Annotated in this window: 18 protein-coding genes, 1 pseudogene and 2 riboswitches; of the genes and pseudogenes, 17 read left to right on the top strand and 2 right to left on the bottom strand. The window is 30.3% G+C overall.

What is annotated here, in order from left to right:
- Positions 1–95: 95 nt before the first annotated feature.
- The 3 genes from RYO54_RS05455 to RYO54_RS05445 all read left to right on the top strand — a co-directional run bounded on the left by RYO54_RS05455 (position 96) and on the right by RYO54_RS05445 (position 4810).
- Positions 96–770 carry an ABC transporter ATP-binding protein gene (locus RYO54_RS05455; RefSeq protein WP_315116486.1) on the top strand — a complete coding sequence of 225 codons (675 nt, stop codon included), beginning with the start codon at positions 96–98 and terminating at the stop codon, positions 768–770.
- 6 nt (positions 771–776) lie between these two features.
- The gene (locus RYO54_RS05450; RefSeq protein WP_315116483.1) at positions 777–3287 is read left to right on the top strand and encodes an FtsX-like permease family protein; all 2511 of its coding nucleotides are present in this window, start codon (positions 777–779) and stop codon (positions 3285–3287) included.
- Between the two features lie 350 nt (positions 3288–3637).
- Complete coding sequence (locus RYO54_RS05445) at positions 3638–4810, top strand: DUF116 domain-containing protein (RefSeq protein WP_315116481.1); 1173 nt, start codon at positions 3638–3640, stop codon at positions 4808–4810.
- A gap of 65 nt (positions 4811–4875) precedes the next feature.
- Here RYO54_RS05445 and RYO54_RS05440 read toward each other — a convergent pair whose 3' ends face one another.
- Positions 4876–5493, bottom strand: a complete 618-nt coding sequence (locus RYO54_RS05440) for a GyrI-like domain-containing protein (protein WP_315116479.1) — start codon at positions 5491–5493, stop codon at positions 4876–4878.
- 319 nt (positions 5494–5812) lie between these two features.
- Between RYO54_RS05440 and RYO54_RS05435 the strand changes: the two genes are divergently transcribed.
- From RYO54_RS05435 to RYO54_RS05400, 8 genes are all read left to right on the top strand, one after another.
- A complete protein-coding gene (locus tag RYO54_RS05435; protein WP_315116477.1) occupies positions 5813–6082 on the top strand; it encodes a hypothetical protein in 270 nt (89 codons plus the stop codon).
- 20 nt (positions 6083–6102) lie between these two features.
- The gene (locus tag RYO54_RS05430; protein ID WP_315116475.1) at positions 6103–6330 is read left to right on the top strand and encodes a FeoA family protein; all 228 of its coding nucleotides are present in this window, start codon (positions 6103–6105) and stop codon (positions 6328–6330) included.
- Positions 6327–6551, top strand: coding sequence for a ferrous iron transport protein A (locus RYO54_RS05425; protein WP_315116473.1), 225 nt, complete (start codon positions 6327–6329; stop codon positions 6549–6551). Before RYO54_RS05430 ends, RYO54_RS05425 begins: the two co-directional genes overlap by 4 nt.
- A 64-nt stretch (positions 6552–6615) precedes the next feature.
- Positions 6616–8634 (top strand): ferrous iron transport protein B, encoded by a 2019-nt coding sequence (gene feoB, locus RYO54_RS05420; protein WP_315116471.1) that lies wholly within the window; start codon positions 6616–6618, stop codon positions 8632–8634.
- A 152-nt stretch (positions 8635–8786) separates the two neighbouring features.
- Positions 8787–8886, top strand: a riboswitch (purine riboswitch).
- 99 nt (positions 8887–8985) lie between these two features.
- A complete protein-coding gene (gene add / locus RYO54_RS05415; RefSeq protein WP_315116469.1) occupies positions 8986–9981 on the top strand; it encodes an adenosine deaminase in 996 nt (331 codons plus the stop codon).
- A 233-nt stretch (positions 9982–10214) separates the two neighbouring features.
- Positions 10215–11030 (top strand): adenosylmethionine decarboxylase, encoded by an 816-nt coding sequence (speD, locus tag RYO54_RS05410; RefSeq protein ID WP_399549086.1) that lies wholly within the window; start codon positions 10215–10217, stop codon positions 11028–11030.
- 41 nt (positions 11031–11071) lie between these two features.
- The gene (speE, locus tag RYO54_RS05405; protein ID WP_315116467.1) at positions 11072–11926 is read left to right on the top strand and encodes a polyamine aminopropyltransferase; all 855 of its coding nucleotides are present in this window, start codon (positions 11072–11074) and stop codon (positions 11924–11926) included.
- Between the two features lie 229 nt (positions 11927–12155).
- Positions 12156–12449: a DUF2325 domain-containing protein gene (locus tag RYO54_RS05400; protein WP_315116465.1), complete on the top strand. Its 294-nt coding sequence runs from the start codon at positions 12156–12158 to the stop codon at positions 12447–12449.
- Between the two features lie 165 nt (positions 12450–12614).
- On the opposite strand, the pseudogene RYO54_RS05395 reads toward RYO54_RS05400, so the two are convergent.
- Positions 12615–12846, bottom strand: a pseudogene (locus RYO54_RS05395) (helix-turn-helix transcriptional regulator); the annotation flags it as partial.
- An 18-nt stretch (positions 12847–12864) separates the two neighbouring features.
- Between RYO54_RS05395 and RYO54_RS05390 the strand changes: the two are divergent.
- From RYO54_RS05390 to RYO54_RS05365, 6 genes are all read left to right on the top strand, one after another.
- A complete protein-coding gene (locus tag RYO54_RS05390; RefSeq protein ID WP_315116535.1) occupies positions 12865–13584 on the top strand; it encodes a siderophore ABC transporter substrate-binding protein in 720 nt (239 codons plus the stop codon).
- Positions 13585–13690: 106 nt separating this feature from the next.
- Positions 13691–13791, top strand: a riboswitch (TPP riboswitch).
- 86 nt (positions 13792–13877) lie between these two features.
- Positions 13878–14615 (top strand): TatD family hydrolase, encoded by a 738-nt coding sequence (locus RYO54_RS05385; RefSeq protein WP_315116463.1) that lies wholly within the window; start codon positions 13878–13880, stop codon positions 14613–14615.
- 24 nt (positions 14616–14639) lie between these two features.
- Positions 14640–14927, top strand: a complete 288-nt coding sequence (locus RYO54_RS05380; RefSeq protein ID WP_315116461.1) for a thiamine-binding protein — start codon at positions 14640–14642, stop codon at positions 14925–14927.
- Positions 14902–15654 carry an ABC transporter permease gene (locus tag RYO54_RS05375; protein WP_315116459.1) on the top strand — a complete coding sequence of 251 codons (753 nt, stop codon included), beginning with the start codon at positions 14902–14904 and terminating at the stop codon, positions 15652–15654. The genes RYO54_RS05380 and RYO54_RS05375 overlap by 26 nt, the downstream gene beginning before the upstream one ends.
- A 25-nt stretch (positions 15655–15679) precedes the next feature.
- Entirely contained in the window at positions 15680–16684 is a 1005-nt protein-coding gene (locus RYO54_RS05370) for an ABC transporter substrate-binding protein (RefSeq protein WP_315116458.1), read from the top strand.
- Entirely contained in the window at positions 16668–17399 is a 732-nt protein-coding gene (locus tag RYO54_RS05365) for an ABC transporter ATP-binding protein (RefSeq protein ID WP_315116456.1), read from the top strand. The genes RYO54_RS05370 and RYO54_RS05365 overlap by 17 nt, the downstream gene beginning before the upstream one ends.
- Positions 17400–17433: the final 34 nt, after the last annotated feature.

Below are 17433 nucleotides of genomic sequence, written 5' to 3'. Positions count from 1 at the left end.
TGTTATATTTGATTTTTACTTTGTAACTGCTTTGAGATATTTTATTGATAATATAAAAGTATAAAACTTGATTAAATAGGGAGATGAAGAATTACATGAGTATTTTGTCAACAGAAAATCTTAATAAATACTATGGCGAGAAACCAAATATGGTAAAAGCTTTAGATGGGGTTAATGTAAGCATCAAAAAAGGAGAATTTGTAGCTATTGTAGGCACTTCAGGATCTGGGAAAAGTACATTGTTACATATGTTAGGAGGGCTTGATAGACCTACAGATGGAAAAGTTATAGTAGATAATAATGATATTTTCACCATGAATGATGAGGAGTTAACTATTTTTAGACGTAGAAATATAGGATTTGTATTTCAAAATTACAACCTTGTTCCTATATTAAATGTTTATGAAAACATTGTGTTACCTATAGAGCTTGATGGCAATGAAGTTGATCATGAGTATGTTAATAGGATTATTACTACATTGGGGTTAAAAGATAAACAAAAAAACATGGCAAACAATCTTTCAGGGGGACAACAACAGCGTGTGGCAATAGCAAGAGCATTGGCTACTAAACCATCTATCATACTTGCCGACGAGCCAACAGGAAACTTGGATGGGAAAACAGGGCAGGAAGTATTGGGGCTTTTAAAAGTTACTAGTGAAAAATTTAGCCAAACCATTGTGATGATTACCCATAATGAAGAAATTGCCCAAATGGCAGACCGTATTATAAGAATTGAAGACGGTAAAATTGTAAACACAAGGAGGTAATTTCACATGTTTCAAAACAATAATAGCAAAGTAACTAAAAAGTTAGCAAATAGGACATTGAAAGCTAATAAAAGTAGAAATTTTTTTGCCATATTAGCAATTGTACTTACAACTTTACTGTTTACTTCTGTATTTACAGTGGGTATGAACTTAATGAAGTCCATGGAAATTGCAACTATGAAACAAGTAGGCTCATCATGTCATGGAGCCTTTAAAGGTTTGACAGAAGAGCAATATGAAAAAATAAAAGGGCATACCCTTATAAAAGATTATGGCATTACTATGTATTTGGCTACTGCTAGTAATAAAGAATTTAAAAGTAAGGGTATAGAGATTAGATATGCTGATGAAAAATGGGCAAAATATGGATTTTCTTTACCTACAACAGGGAATTTGCCAGAAAATAAAAATGAAATAGCTATGCCCACATGGGCTCTTGATATGATAAAGGTTCCTCATAAAATAGGTACTCCAGTTCATATTGATTATGAAATTAATGAAGTACAATATTCAAAAGATTTTATTCTTTCAGGATTTTGGGAAGGGGATAAATATGTATCCATATCAGGGTATGCTTTTGTATCTCGTGATTTCATAGAAGAGGTTATGAGAAGTGTAGATTTCAAAGATGTTTCAACTAATCCTGACTATGAGGGAATGATTGACTTGGATGTTATGTTTGATAATTCATGGGATATTGAGGGAAAACTTAAAAGAATTACTGAAGAAGTAGGGGTTGATTTAAAAGGAAATAGATATGGAGTAAGTTGGGCGTATATATCATCTAAGGGTATAGATTTTGAAAACATACTTCCTTTTCTAATAGTCATACTTTTAATTTTAGTAAGCGGATATTTGTTGACCTATAATATATTTTATATATCTGTGGTAAAGGATATAAAGTATTTTGGACTTTTAAAAACCATAGGTACATCTCCAAAACAACTAAAAGATATAATAAAGAAACAAGCGATTACCCTGTCTTTTATAGGTATACCAATTGGACTACTTTTAGGATATTTTATAGGAGTTGTGATAACCCCCCTTGTAACAGAAGGGAGTATGGCCGAAAGCAGTACCACATTTTCTGTCAATCCTATTATTTTTATAGGAGCTATAATTTTCACATTTATAACAGTATTTTTAAGCAGTAATAAACCTGGGAAGATTGCTGCAAAGGTTTCACCCATTGATGCAGTTAGATATACGGGTATAAGCTTAAGCTCAAATAGGAAAGAAAAATCTTCAACTAATGGTGCAAAAATATATAAGATGGCTTTTTTAAATATATTTAGAAACAAGAGAAAAACTATTATTGTTATTATGTCTTTATCCCTTAGCATAATTATTTTAAATTTTGTTGCAACATTAATAAGTGGGTTTAGTATGGATTTATACTTAGAAGAGTATATTAGAGGGGATTTTGTTATAGGAAATTCAACTTATCATACCCATTATATTCATTTCGATGGAGAAGCTAATTTAACCAAAGAAATTTGTGATGATATAGAGAAAAATAAGGATGTTAATAGACTAGACAAAGTATACTATAGCAATGAGGAAACAGAAATAAATGAAAATATAAGAAAAGTGATAATAAATAGAAAGGAAAATATGGATGAAGATATTGCTAAATGGATAAAAGGGATGTTAAAAGAGGGAAAAACTCAGGCTCAGGTTTATGGCTTGGATGAAGGTTGGTTTGATATTTATAGAAAGGATCATATAATTGAAGGAGAATTTGATAGAGAAAAATTCAAAACAGGCAAATATGTTTTAGTAGATCAGGGAGAATATTATAATCCAGGAGAGCAAATAAAAATAAGTACTCATGAAGGAGAAGAGAGAAGCTTTGAAGTGATGGCAGTGGTAAAAGATTTATATGTATATGATGTAAAGTATTCTAGTATCTCTGGAACAAAGGTATATATGCCTTCATCTTCTTTTGTGGATTTTATAAAGAAACCTGTTATTATGTGTGCACAGGTTTATGCTAAAGAGGGAAAGGTAGATCAAGTAGAAAGCTATATAAAAAGTTTATTTGCTAGCAACACAGAACTTGAATACCGTGCAAGGACAAGTTATATTGATGAATATAAAAGCTTTGTAAATAATTTTTCTACTGTTGGATTTTCGCTTAGTTTACTCATTGGGGTTATTGGTATTATAAACTTTATCAATACCTTATTGATAAGCATTATTTCAAGAAAACATGAATTTGCCCTCTTAGAGAGCATTGGGATGACGAAAAAACAACTTAAAAAAATGCTTGTTTATGAAGGGATTTACTATGGAGGAATAACGACGTTTATTGTATTTACATTAGGAACTTTTATAGTACAATTTGGAGTTAAATCCTTTGGAAATCCAATGCCTCATTTTGTATATAACTTTAATATTATGCCAACGGTAATTAGCTCATTCATACTCATGATTATTTCTTTTATATTGCCGATTATATGTTATAGTAGCATTGAAAAGCTTAGTGTTATAGAAAGGTTAAGAGAAATGGAATAACACATTGATCAATGAAATCTTCCACGAATAAGAAAACTAAAAAATAGAAAAAGCTCCACTAATAAAGCAGTGGAGCTTTCTTAGGTTATATATCAGTGATATGTTTCCTTACGTAAGAATGCTATATTTCATAATTAGTATATGATAAAATATACCTAATTAATAAAATATAGTATTTATTAAAATATATTAACAATAAGCTATGCAAATAAATAGATCTATAATTAATTAGTCTATTTCATCAGCTGAATTTGCTTTAGATAAATAATTATGAGGTAAAGCAATAATGATGCACAGTTAACTTTGTAAATATAAGATGGTAAAACATAAAGGTGGGATAAATATATAAAATGGAGATTATAACTTATTCATTATGTGCAAATGACGCTACATCAGGGGAATACTATAACAGAATAGATTGCTTTACTAATGAAGTAATAGATAAAATAAATGAAACAACTTATGAAATAGTAGAAAATTACAGAAATTATATTATAGAAAAGGGACTTGAAATACCAATGGAAAAAACAGTGTATGGTTTTGAATTGCTGATGACAGGGGCTCTTTGGAGGGTATATATTAAAAAGGCCCTTTCATTAAATAAATATGCTGGTAAAATACTTTCTAAATTAGTTTTTTCTAGGGAAAAAAACGGTAATACAAAAATTATCGTTGATTTATTAAGAGGGGTATTAGGAAATAAGTTTTTATTAAAAGAAAATAAAAAGTCAAATGATGCAGACAATGAAATTGATAAATTTATGAGGTTTACGGATTGGCTAAAAGCATCAGGTGAATTTAATCAAGAAGCAAAAAGAATTGAAATTTGGGGTGGATTTTTAAATAGCCAGAGTAAAGAAGAGAGCATTAATATTATTTCAAAGGCGAAGGAGATTGGGAAATGGTTTGAAATAAGAAGTGTTCAGGTGATAGGATGTTATACACAAAATGTAGAGAATTTTATTAAAGAAAATCAGGGGAAATTGAAATGGAAAGAAAATAATATATTTTGTAGCCGAGAAAGAGTTGAATATCATTTAAACATGGTAGGTGCAGAGATAATGAATAGGTCTTTTAGGGAAGGTTTTTTAAAAACTAAAGAAAAAAGAGTGCTCTTACCAATATGTATGAGATATAAATCAAAGGAAAATTGTAAAGCGTTAAAGACGGAAAATGGATATTTATGTACAGGTTGCTCAGCTGAGTGTAGAGTGAATTCACTAACAGCATTGGGAAAAAAGAATGATTTTAAAGTATACATTATACCCCATGCATCTTCAGCATTTACAAAGGGTGAGATGAAGGAAGGAGAAGTTGGTATTGTAGGAATTGCATGTGTTCTCAATCTTATTTCTGGAGGATTTAAAGCAAAAGAAATAGGTTTCGAACCTCAATGCGTTTTGCTTAATTACTGTGGCTGTAAAAAGCACTGGCATAAAAACGGTATAGTAACGGATATATATTTAAAAAGATTAATAAATATATTGGGGCTAGATTTAAATGAAATTATGAACATGAAATAATAGGCTTTCCCAAAAATATTTCATCAAAAAATACTTTTGGGAGAGCCTTACTAATTTTCACATGTTTATTTTTTAGCTATAGGTTGTCTTAAAATAGTTTTTAATTTTTCTGGTGCTGTCCTTCTTGCGTCATTTAGGTAAATCTCATGATGTTTTCCAACTTTAATATATCCCATTTCATCAATGTAGTTGTGAAGTCTTTCAATTGTAGGAGCTTCTTCACTATAGGGACCTATGTACATCACTTGAGCTACTAATCCTTCTTCTATACTTTTAAATCTAATTTTAGAAACTGAAGGTAAGTTCTTTTTTCTCGTAACTTCTTCTAATGCTGTATGAACTAAATCTTCATCTACAAATTCAGGTTGCATAATTAATGCTGTCCAATTCCAAATATCTTTATTTTTCGTAGAGAAGTCTTCCATATTATCAATCCACCATAATCCTTCAAGGGGTAATACCCCGTAATCTACAGCAGTAGCTCCTTTTTTAATCATAAATTTTATTGCATAAGAAACACTAAATAGCGCTTCTATAGCCTCTTTGTATTCCTGTGAAGTGTTTGGATTTCCTGTACCATCAGTCATTAAATAATTTAATTTAGGCATATTTACGATTTGAATTTCTTTTGAAGATGGATTATATAATTCCTTAAATTCTTTTTTAAAGTCTATTTTCCCCATGATATGTTCTCCTCTCTTTGTAATAAGCTGTACTTATTATACCTTCTAATTTTATAATAAACTATGACACTATGTTAAGGTCAACAAAAATTTTAAAAAGAGAGAATGGTAGTTATTAGAAGGAAATGCAAAGATAACTTAGATATACCTCTGATTGTTAAATAAATTGCAATAAAATGTAGATTTAATGATATTGATTTTCAATTGCATTAAGAGTATATTTTATATAGGAGCGTTTTTAGAAGACTACATAAGTTAAATATCAAAGTTATATTATAGAATACATATAATGATTATTTTAAATAAGAGAGGTGAAGATATGTTATTAGCTTTACTTTGTGAAATAGCAAAAGGGGACAACTACTCTAATAGAAATTTGGCAAATAAGTTAAATACCAGTGAAGAAGTGGTTGCACAAGTAAAAAAAGAACTTCAAGATAGAAAATATATTAAAATATATGATGAAGAAATTTGTTCTCCAAGTAAATGTTCAGGCTGTACAGCATGTTCAACTAGTAAATCAAATAATATTCCTAAAATGTGGACATTAACTGAAAAGGGGAAAAAGGTTGTAAGTAAATATATATAAATTTTGTGGAGGGATGGATAATGGTAAAGAAACTTACTGAGATCAGTATTGGAACTAGTGCAAAAGTTGAAGGAATTTCTAAAGAAAGTAGATTTAAAAGAAGGCTTATGGATATGGGTATAATTCCAGGAGTAAATATTTCCGTTACAGGTAAAGCACCCTTAGGAGATCCTATAGAAATTTTAATAAGAGGTTATAAATTAACTTTAAGAAAAAATGAAGCAAATGATATTCAGGTGATAGTATGAAAACAATGCCTTTAACATTTATTTCAAGCGGAAAAAATTGTAGTATTTTTAACATTGAGGGTGGAGATACATTACGTAAGAAGCTAATGGAAATGGGATTTAATACAGGAGCTAAAGTAGAAATTGTTAAGAATGATGTAGGCCCTTTAATTATAGGTATAGGGGGAAGTAGGGTTGCCATTGGAAGAGGGATGGCACAGAAAATAACAGTAGAGGTGTAATAATTTTTTTTGAAATAAGATTGATAATGATTATCAAAATCAAATTGCGTTATGGAGGTTTAATATGAATACTATTGCATTAGTTGGAAATCCCAACTGCGGTAAAACTAGCCTATTCAATCAATTGACAGGCTCAAGACAGCGTGTTGGAAATTGGCCAGGGGTTACAGTAGAGAAAAAAGAAGGAAAACTTGAATTTGAAGGTAAAGAATATGTTGTAGTAGATTTACCAGGCACCTATAGTTTAGGGGCTTATTCTGAAGATGAGATAGTTGCAAGAGACTACATTATTAAAGACAAACCGGATGTGGTAATAAATGTAGTTGATTCAACTAACATAGAAAGAAATTTATATTTGACTACTCAATTATTAGAAATGAGCAGTAATGTAGTTATAGCTTTAAATATAATTGATGAAGCAGAAAATCAAAATATAAAATTTGACATAGATGGCTTGTCAAAAGGGCTAGGGGTTCCAGTGATCCCTACTATAGCCACCAAGAGAAAAGGAATAGACGAATTAATAAAATCTGCTGTAAAAGTAATCAAAAATAAAAATAACTTAAAAAATGAGATACCTTATGGGAAAGAAATTGAAAATGAAATAGAAATTTTAAAAGCTTCCATAGAAGAGTGCGCATGTCATGCAGAATACCCATCAAGATGGACAGCTATTAAATTACTTGAAAATGATGAATATATATTAGAAACTATTAAAAATAAGGATAAGTCACAAAGTGTATTAAATAAGTTAAAAGAGAGCGTTGAAAAAGTAACTAATTCTGTAGGTTTTGAACCTGAAATGGGCATTGTAGATAAAAGATATGAATTTATAGGTAAAGTTGTATCAAAAAATGTGAAAAAGCAATCTCTCGGAGTAGAGACTACATCTGATAAAATTGATAAAGTGGTTACAAATAAGTGGCTTGGACTACCTATATTTGCTCTTATAATGTATTTATTATATCAAGCTACCTTTGTTGTAGGGCAATTTTTTTCAGATAAAATGGATGAAGGTATTGGAATTTTAGGAGAAAAGATAGGGGAAATGCTAACCAATGCAGGGGCTCATGAAATGATAGTTCAATTTATTTGTGACGGCATAATCGCAGGAGTTGGAGCAGTTGTGGTTTTCTTGCCTATAATAATGGTTATGTATTTCTTTATAGGTATATTAGAAGATAGCGGTTATATGGCAAGAGCGGCTTATGTAATGGATAGATTTATGAGGGCGCTGGGATTACATGGTAAAACTTTTGTTTCTATGATAGTGTCAACAGGATGCAATGTTCCAGGTATAATGTCCACAAGAACACTTGAAAGTAAAAAAGATAGAATGATTGCAATACTAATTAATCCATTTATATCTTGTGGTGCAAGGCTTCCAATTTATCTTGTATTTATTTCTGCTTTTTTCCCAGAAAAGGGTGGAACTATACTTTTCGGTCTCTACGTTCTTGGAATTATAGTTGCTTTAATATTTGGAAAAATATTTAGTAAAACATTGTTTAAAGGTGAAACTTCATATTTTGTAATGGAACTTCCACCATATAGACTTCCTTCATTTAAAGCTTCAATAATGTTGATGTGGGAAAAGGCTGGAGCTTTTCTAAAAAGAGCAGGTACAACTATCTTTGCAGTCGTAAGTATATTATGGGTGCTATCAGTATTACCATTTGGAGTTGAACAATATAGTGAACAATCAATATTAGGAAGAATAGGTTCATTTATTGCACCGATATTTAAACCAGCAGGATTTGGAACATGGCAAGCATCAGTAGGATTGTTTACTGGTATAGCGGCTAAGGAAGCTGTTGTAGCAACTATGGGAATGGTATATGCAGGAGTGGAAGAAGGTGCTAAACTTACTACTGCAATACAAGGAGCATTTACTCCTCTTACAGCTACTGCATTTATGGTAATGTCATTGCTTTATACACCATGCGGTGCTGCTCTTGGGGCTGTGAAAAGAGAAACAAATTCAACTAAGTGGACATTGTTTACAGCTTTATATACCTTTGCTGTTGGTTATATAGCAGCAGTATTAATATTCCAAATAGGAAGAGCATTAGGATTTAATTAATAGTATAAATAAAAATTAATAAGTTAAGGTTCCTTCTAATGAAGAGGGAGCCTTAAAATTATTTTATATGTAGCCTTGACTACCGCTATTAATATGATATAATTATATAAAATTTTATCAATAATTAGCCTTATGTATTATAATTTAATAGTACAAAAAAGTTATAATGACTTCGTATAACCCCAATAATATGGTTTGGGGGTCTCTACCAGGAACCAATAATTCCTGATTACGAAGGGGATACATTTGTGTATTTTCTTCGTAATCAGGAATTTTTTATATTTTAATATTTAATGAATTAAGATAACTTTTTATTAGAAATTACTTTGCAATTAAAGAAAGGGGGATAATATGGATTTAATAAAACTACCTAAGATTGAACTTCATTGCCATTTGGATGGAAGTGTTAGGCCGGGAACAGTGATTAGTATAGCAAAAAAGGAAGGTATAACTATTCCTAGCTATGATAGTGAGGTTATTAAGAATATGATGATTGCACCTATGGAATGTACTTCTCTTAGAGAATATTTAAAAAGATTTACATTACCTAATGCTGTCATGCAGTCTAAAGAAGGCTTAAGAAGAATTGCTTATGAACTTATTGAAGATGCGGCAAAAGAAAATGTAAAGTACATTGAAATAAGATTTGCACCATTACTACACATAGAAAAAGGATTAACTATTGAGGAAGTAATAAAAACCGTATTAGATGGAATTAAAGATGGAGAAAATACCTATGGTATAAAAAGTAATTTAATATTATCCTGTTTAAGACATATGCCTGAGGATACTGTTTACGATGTAATAGAAGCTGGGAAAAAGTTTTTAGGAAAAGGTGTAGTGGCTATAGATTTATGTGGAAATGAAGAAGAGGGTTTTTCAAAAAAATTTATAGAATCGATTAAAGCGGCTAGAGAATATGGCTATAGGGTAACAATTCATGCTGGTGAAACTGGAATTGGGAAAAATGTGCTAGAAGCAGTAGAAGTGCTTAAAGCTGAAAGAATAGGTCATGGAGTTTTTATAAAGGATTGTCCTGAAGCTTATAGCGTTGTAAAGAATAAAGAGATTACACTTGAAATGTGTCCAACGAGCAATGTTCAAACTAAAGCAGTGTCTAGTTATGGGGACCATCCAATAATAAACTTTTATAAAGATGGAGTTAAAGTAACAGTGAATACTGACAATAGAACTGTATCTAATACAGACTTGAGTAATGAATATAAATTTATCTTTAATGAGTTCAATTTAACTTTAGAAGACTATAAAGAACTTTATAATAATAGTATAAATGCCTCCTTCGCTCCTGAAGAGGTAAAGGAACAGTTAAGAGCTTATTTTGAATAAATAAATATAATTTTAAATTTCCTGTATACATGTATTTTGTAATCAGGAAATTTTTTTTATTGAAAATCAACATTCATATAAAGCTAGTCCTATAGAAAAATATAGGATTTAAGAGTTTAAACGTTTAAAGTGAGATTAAACTGCATAATATATGAAATATGATGAAATATATTAATATTTTACTTAAATCTCCATATTATTTTGTTTGTATAATTGCTTATGAAAGGAGAGTGATGTTTGAAGTGAAGGAAAAGTTAAAACTTTATGGCTTTAATAACCTCACAAAAACACTTAGTTTTAACATTTATGATATTTGTTATGCAAAAAGTGAACGTGAGCAAAAGGATTATATTGCATATATTGATGAACAGTATAATTCTGAAAGACTTACAAAAATTTTATGTGATGTTACAGAAATGATTGGAGCACATGTGCTCAATATTTCAAAACAGGATTATGACCCTCAAGGTGCTAGTGTTACCTTACTTATAAGTGAAGAGGCTTTACCTGAGCATTTAATTGATAAGTCCTGTAGTAAAAATGGGCTTGCAGTTTTAAAAAACCGTGAAGCTGTTGTAGCACATATTGATAAAAGTCATGTTACGGTGCACACATATCCTGAATTTCACCCGGATAATGCCATAACAACTTTTAGAGTGGATATTGATGTTTCCACTTGTGGGAAAATATCACCCTTAAATGCTTTAAACTATTTAATAGGAAGTTTTGATTCGGATATTATTACAATTGATTATCGTGTAAGAGGGTTTACACGAGATGTGGATGGTAAGAAGTATTTTATAGATCATGATATAAATTCAATACAGAATTATATAGAACCTGAAACACTAACAAAGTATGATGCAATTGACGTTAATGTTTATCAATCTAATATTTTTCATACTAAAATGTTAATAAAAGAGATAGAACTTCAAAATTATCTGTTTAACACAGATACTTATGAGCTTTCTCCAAAAGAAAGACGTGCGATAAAAGACAGTCTAAGTAAAGAAATGATAGAAATATTTAGTGGAATGAATATCTATTAATTAGGGTAATTTGAAAACATGAAATTATTGGAGGGAAAGCAATGGAGTTATGGTTTACAGAAAAGCATACAGAGGATGTGCATTTTTCTATAAAGGTTGACAAACAAATATATAGTGGTAAAAGCGATTTTCAAAGAATTGATGTGCTTGAGACAAAGGAATTTGGCAGGGCTTTATGCATTGATGGAATTATAATGCTAACACAAAAAGATGAATTCATTTATCATGACATGATTGTACATGTTCCTATGGCAACAAATCCTAATATAAAAAATGTACTTGTAATTGGAGCAGGTGACGGGGGGACAGTTCGCGAACTTACACGATATAACATCATAGAGAGAATAGATATGGTGGAAATCGATAAGCTGGTGGTGGATGTGTGTAAAGAGTATTTGCCTCAGACATCATGTAAACTTGATGATAGTCGTGTTAATCTATATTTTGAAGATGGCATTAAGTTTGTTAAAAAAGTTGAAAATCAGTATGATTTAATAATTGTTGATTCTACAGATCCTATTGGTCCAGGAGAGGGACTTTTCACAAGGGAATTTTATAGGGACTGTTTTAAAGCTCTAAAAGAAGATGGCATACTTGTTAATCAACATGAAAGTCCTTATTATGCTTATAACGCAAATGCAATGAAAAGAGCCCATTCAAGAATTAAGGAACTTTTCCCTATAGCTAAAGTATATCAAGCATTTATTCCAACATATGCATCAGGACACTGGTTATTTGGATATGCCTCTAAGAAATATGATGCTAGTAAGGATTTAAATGAAAAGGCTTGGAATGATTTGGGGTTAAAAACCAACTATTATAATACAGAACTGCACAAGGCGTCATTTGTATTACCTAATTACGTAAAGGATCTTTTGAAAAATATTAATGAATAGAATAAAAGAATAAAAGAATAAAAGAATAAAAAGAGTCTACTTTAAGAAAGTAGACTCTTTTTATCTGAAAAATAATTGTAAAAAATATAACGAACGATATTGATAATCATTATCAATCAATGTATAATTAAAAGTAGATTTAAACATAGACAATATAATATTCATGTAGTTATAAAATAAAGGTCTAAGATCGGGTTATGGAAAAAATATTTTTAAGAGGAGGATATATATGAGTGTTTTATTAGTGGGGGGAGACAGACTAGGAAATATCAAAGAAAACCTAAAAAAGAATGGTTTTAATAAAATCGAGCATGTAACAGGAAGAAGAAATGTACATACAAAAATTAAAATACCATGTGATACGGATTTAGTAGTAGTACTGACGGATTTTATAAATCATAAAGTTACAGAAACAATAAAGATGGAATGTAAGAAAAGCAATACAAAGATAGTATATTCAAAACGTTCATGGGTTTATATGGAATGTATTATTAAAAATTGTATAGAAGAAAGAATACAATAAGAATTTATAATATAGTTAGTTTAGTTACAAATATTTGTTTTGGGGAATATAATTATATAAAAGAAACTGAGTATATAGTGATAGAAGGGCCTTTTGTTAGGCCAGGGCACCATATACTCAGTTTTCCTTTTTGCATAGTCAATCTATTGTAAAAATTATAGTTGATTAAGTACCCATTTGATTAAAATAATTCCTATACTCAAGTGGTGTCATATTAATAAGTTTTTTAAAAACAGTATTATAATAATTTTGATTATTAAAACCAACAGAAAGGGATACATCCAATATAGATAAATCTCCTCTTAGTAATAAATCCTTACTTTTTTCTATTCTTATCTCATTTAAAAATTTTACCTGTTTCTTTTTTAAAAATACTACAAAAATAACATCTTTTGATAAAATGGGCATAGAACCAGTGGCATTACCAAAGTCAAATATCCCTGCTCATCTTGAAAAATATAAAGATGATAAATATATTAATATAGGAACTTTATTTGAACCAGATTTTGAAAAAATAAATGAACTTAAACCAGATTTAATTATTATTTCAGGAAGACAAGCTAAATTATATGAAGACTTGAAAAAAATTGCTCCAACTGTATATCTTACAATAAGCAATGAAAACTATATGGATTCATTTAAAAGCAATATGAAAACTTTAGGAGAAATTTTTGATAAAGAAGAATTTGTAGAAAAAGAACTTAAAAATATTGATGATAGTATTAAAGCACTAAATGAAAAAACAAAAGCAAGTGGAGAAAATGCGTTAATCCTTATGGTTAATGAGGGATCTTTAAGTGCTTATGGAGAAGATTCAAGATTCGGTATTATACACAAAAGCTTTGGTTTTACTCTTGCGGATAAAGATATTAACTCATCTACTCATGGACAAAGTGTTTCTTTTGAATACGTAGTAGAAAAGAATCCAGATTATATATTTGTCGTTGATAGAGGAGCTGTTGTAGGTGGCCAGACTGGTGCTAAGCAGGTTTTAGAAAATGATTTAATTAAAACCACATCAGCATATAAAAATAATAAAATTGTGTATCTAGATCCTCATATTTGGTATGTTGGTGGAGGCGGATTTAACTCAACTATAGAAATGGTTGAAGAAGTACAAGCTGTAGTTAAATAATATTTTTTATATTAGGCAAGGATTAGAAATAAAAATAAAAAATTACTTTCAATTATTGAATATTAGTGTTAAAATAACAAATGTAGATTAGAATATATAATTAAATATCTAGTGCTAGGGGTGCCAAGTGGCTGAGAAAAGTTCAAACTTTAACCCTTCGAACCTGATGCGGATAAAACCGACGTAGGGAAGCTAAGCTGATTTTATCGAATTCCTAAGCACTGTTTTATTACAGTGCTTTTTTTATTAAGTTTTAATAATTAGCTTTATATTTTTTATTTAATGGAGGAAGTATGTATATTGATGCCCACAATCATTTAGATTTTTATGGAGATAACTTAAACAAGGCTTTAACTATAATTAATGAAAATAATATAAAAACATTAGCATGCTCTATGGATGAGGAAAGTTATCTATTTACAAGAAAGCTTAGTGAAAAAAATCCACTTATAGTACCCGCCTTTGGAGTTCATCCTTGGAGAGCTCATGAAAACCATAACAATTTAGAAAAATTTGAAGAATATATCAAAGAGACTTCTATAATTGGAGAAGTAGGACTTGATTTTCACTGGGTTTTAGAAAAAGAAAGATATCCACTACAGCTTAAAGTGCTCGAATTTTTTTTAGAAGGGGCTAAAGAGTATAATAAAATTACCAATTTACATACTAAAGGTGCAGAAGGTCAAATACTTGAGCTTGTTAGAAAGTATAATTTAAGGACTCCCATAATTCATTGGTATAGCGGATCTTTAGAAATTTTAAAGAAGCTTCTAGATATGGGATGCTATTTTACTATAAGCGTAGATGTTTCTTATTCTAAGCTTACTGATGAAATAGTAAAATACCTTCCTATGGAGAGGATTTTAACAGAAACTGATGGGCCAACTGCCTTAGAATGGGTAAATGGACAGTATAGTTACCCAAGCTATATCAAAAATATTATAAAAGAAATTTCCTCTATAAAAAGGCTTCCTAAAGAAGAGGTAAAAGAAATAATCTACAATAATTTTAACAAATTAATTGAAATTTAAAATATGGAAAGCAGGTGGAAACATATGAAAAATGTTAATGTAAGTCTTCAAGTAATACCAAACGTTCCTGAAGAAAGAATATACCCTGTTGTAGATAAGGTTATAGAGTACATAGCATCAACAGGAGTAAAATACGAAGTGGGACCTATGGAAACTACTATGGAGGGAGATATAGACACTTTATTAGAAATTGTTAAAAAAGCACAGAATATATGTGCAGAAGAAGGTGCCTCAAGGGTGTGTTCCGTAGTAAAGATTGACTACAAAAATGAAGGGGTAACTATGGATGAAAAAATCTACAAATATAGATAGTAGAATCTATCCTATAGCAACTATAATCCTTATCACTTTATTTTGGCAGGCTATTGTGGTGATAAAGAAGATACCTCATTACATACTCCCAGCGCCTACAGATATTATAAGGGCTTTATGTAATGATTATAAGCTTATTTTATCTCACACTAAGGTTACCCTTTACGAGGCTTTTGTAGGTTTTGGGTTATCCTTAATTTTTTCTTTTATACTTGCTATAGTAATGGATAGTTTTCAAATTATAAAAAAGGCTTTTTACCCTATTTTAGTTATTTCTCAAACCATTCCAACCATAGCTATAGCTCCATTATTTATTATATGGTTTGGTTTTGGAACCTTACCTAAAATTATAGTGGTAATTATGGTATGCTTTTTCCCAATAGTAATAAGTTTAGTAGATGGGCTAGAAAAGATAGATAGAGATTATCTTCGTCTATTCCATTCTATGAAGGCATCAAAACTTCAAACTTTTTATCATTTAAAACTTCCTTATGCCATGGTTAACCTTCTATCTGGTCTTAAAATTGCAGCTACTTATATGATAATGTCAGCAGTAGTTGGAGAATGGCTAGGGGGAGATAAAGGGATAGGAGTTTATATAGTAAGATCAAAAAATGCTTATGCTTTAGACAAGGTATTTGCTTCAATTTTAGTAGTAGTCATAGTTAGCATATTAATAATTTACATAATAGACTTTATAGGGAATAAATTAGTTCATTGGAAGTAAAATTAGAGAGGAGTAAATAAATATTATGAAAAGAAAAAAATTAATGTGGTTAATAAGCATTCTTGGGGTTACTGCTTTGTTATTTTCAGGTTGTGCCTCAAAGGAAGCTAAAGATACAGGAAAAGATGGATTAGAAAAAACTACAGTTATATTGGACTGGACACCAAACACAAATCATACAGGATTATATGTTGCTTTAGAAAAGGGATATTTTAAAGAAGAGGGATTGGATGTGGAAATTATGCAGCCTTCAGAAGGTTCTTCCACTACCCTTATAGCCACAGGAAAAGGGGATTTTGGGGTTACCTATCAGGAAGATGTAACCTATGCATTGACTGGCAAAGAACCTCTTCCAGTAAAGGCCATTGCCACTATAATACAAAACAATACTTCAGGTTTTGCATCGCCTAAAAGCAAAAATATAAATACTGTTAAGGATTTTGAAGGGAAAACCTATGGAGGATGGGGTTCACCTTCTGAAGAAGCGGTATTAAAGGCAGTTATGGAAAATAATGAAGCAGATTATAAGGAAGTTAAAAACATAAGTATAGGTAATGATGACTTTTTTGCAGCAACTCAAAAGAATATTGATATAGCTTGGATTTTTGAAGGATGGACAGGAATAGAAGCTAAATTAAGAGGCGTAGATATAAATTATATCCCTGTTAAAGATTTAGATCCAGCATTAAACTACTATACTCCAATTTTAGTAACTAACAATAAAACTATAGATGAAAAACCTGAAAAAGTTAAAAAGTTTTTAAAGGCTACAGAAAAAGGATATAAATTTGCTATAGAAAATCCAGAAGAAAGCGCAAAAATTCTTTTAAAATATGCTCCAGAAATAGATGAAAAGCTTGCAATAGAAAGTCAAAAATTCTTAGCTAAAGAATATGCTAAAGATGCTCCAAAATGGGGAATGATGAAAGAAGAAGTTTGGAGAAACTATGCTAAATTCATGAAAGACAGAGGATTAATAGATAAGGAGTTAAAGACTGAAGATGCATTCACCAATGAATTTTTACAATAATAAAGAATACCTTATAAGTTTAAATAATGTGGATAAAAAATACGGAGAATACCAAATACTAAAAGATATAAGCATAAAGGTTAGTAGGGGAGAATTTATATCTTTAATAGGTCCTAGCGGTTGTGGGAAGAGTACCATTTTCAATATAATCACAGGACTAACATCTAAGGATAGTGGAGAAGTCATAGTCAATGGAAATATAGGTTATATGCAGCAAAAGGATTTACTTCTTCCTTGGAAAAATATCATGGACAATGTCTCATTGCCTTTGATACTAAATGGTGTTGAAAAAAAGGTTGCCTATGATAAAGTTAAAAGATATCTTCCTATAGTGGGACTAGAGGGATATGAAGATAAATATCCCTCTCAGCTATCAGGAGGAATGAGGCAAAGGGCAAGCTTTTTAAGGACTTTTATGACCTCTGAAGAAATAATGCTTCTAGATGAATCTTTTGGTTCCCTAGATTCAATAACAAAGGGAAAAATGCAAAAATGGCTTCTAGAAATGAAAGAAAAATTAAACAATACTATACTTTTTATTACTCATGACATAGAAGAGGCACTTTTTCTATCCGATAGAATATATGTACTATCAGATAAGCCAGCTAGCATTAAAAAGGAGATTACTCTAGATTTTCATAAGGGTGATAAATTAGATAGACTGTTGTCACCAGAGTTATTGATTTTAAAGGATGAGATCATAAAATTATTGTAAAATTTACTTCTTTTTCTGAAATTATTGGATTAAT

It is taken from the genome of uncultured Clostridium sp., assembly GCF_963515715.1.
Lineage (GTDB): Bacteria > Bacillota > Clostridia > Clostridiales > Clostridiaceae > Clostridium_AW.
This window is presented reverse-complemented; position numbering and strand designations above follow the sequence as displayed.

Coding starts and splice junctions, on each gene's coding strand:
- speE (WP_315116467.1), top strand. CDS start 11,072: ATGGAGTTATGGTTTACAGAAAAGCATACAGAGGATGTGCATTTTTCT.
- RYO54_RS05445 (WP_315116481.1), top strand. CDS start 3,638: ATGGAGATTATAACTTATTCATTATGTGCAAATGACGCTACATCAGGG.
- RYO54_RS05440 (WP_315116479.1), bottom strand. CDS start 5,493: ATGGGGAAAATAGACTTTAAAAAAGAATTTAAGGAATTATATAATCCA.
- feoB (WP_315116471.1), top strand. CDS start 6,616: ATGAATACTATTGCATTAGTTGGAAATCCCAACTGCGGTAAAACTAGC.
- add (WP_315116469.1), top strand. CDS start 8,986: ATGGATTTAATAAAACTACCTAAGATTGAACTTCATTGCCATTTGGAT.
- RYO54_RS05375 (WP_315116459.1), top strand. CDS start 14,902: ATGAAAAAATCTACAAATATAGATAGTAGAATCTATCCTATAGCAACT.
- RYO54_RS05450 (WP_315116483.1), top strand. CDS start 777: ATGTTTCAAAACAATAATAGCAAAGTAACTAAAAAGTTAGCAAATAGG.
- RYO54_RS05435 (WP_315116477.1), top strand. CDS start 5,813: ATGTTATTAGCTTTACTTTGTGAAATAGCAAAAGGGGACAACTACTCT.
- RYO54_RS05400 (WP_315116465.1), top strand. CDS start 12,156: ATGAGTGTTTTATTAGTGGGGGGAGACAGACTAGGAAATATCAAAGAA.
- RYO54_RS05430 (WP_315116475.1), top strand. CDS start 6,103: ATGGTAAAGAAACTTACTGAGATCAGTATTGGAACTAGTGCAAAAGTT.
- RYO54_RS05455 (WP_315116486.1), top strand. CDS start 96: ATGAGTATTTTGTCAACAGAAAATCTTAATAAATACTATGGCGAGAAA.
- RYO54_RS05370 (WP_315116458.1), top strand. CDS start 15,680: ATGAAAAGAAAAAAATTAATGTGGTTAATAAGCATTCTTGGGGTTACT.
- RYO54_RS05380 (WP_315116461.1), top strand. CDS start 14,640: ATGAAAAATGTTAATGTAAGTCTTCAAGTAATACCAAACGTTCCTGAA.
- RYO54_RS05365 (WP_315116456.1), top strand. CDS start 16,668: ATGAATTTTTACAATAATAAAGAATACCTTATAAGTTTAAATAATGTG.
- speD (WP_399549086.1), top strand. CDS start 10,215: ATGTTTGAAGTGAAGGAAAAGTTAAAACTTTATGGCTTTAATAACCTC.
- RYO54_RS05385 (WP_315116463.1), top strand. CDS start 13,878: ATGTATATTGATGCCCACAATCATTTAGATTTTTATGGAGATAACTTA.
- RYO54_RS05425 (WP_315116473.1), top strand. CDS start 6,327: ATGAAAACAATGCCTTTAACATTTATTTCAAGCGGAAAAAATTGTAGT.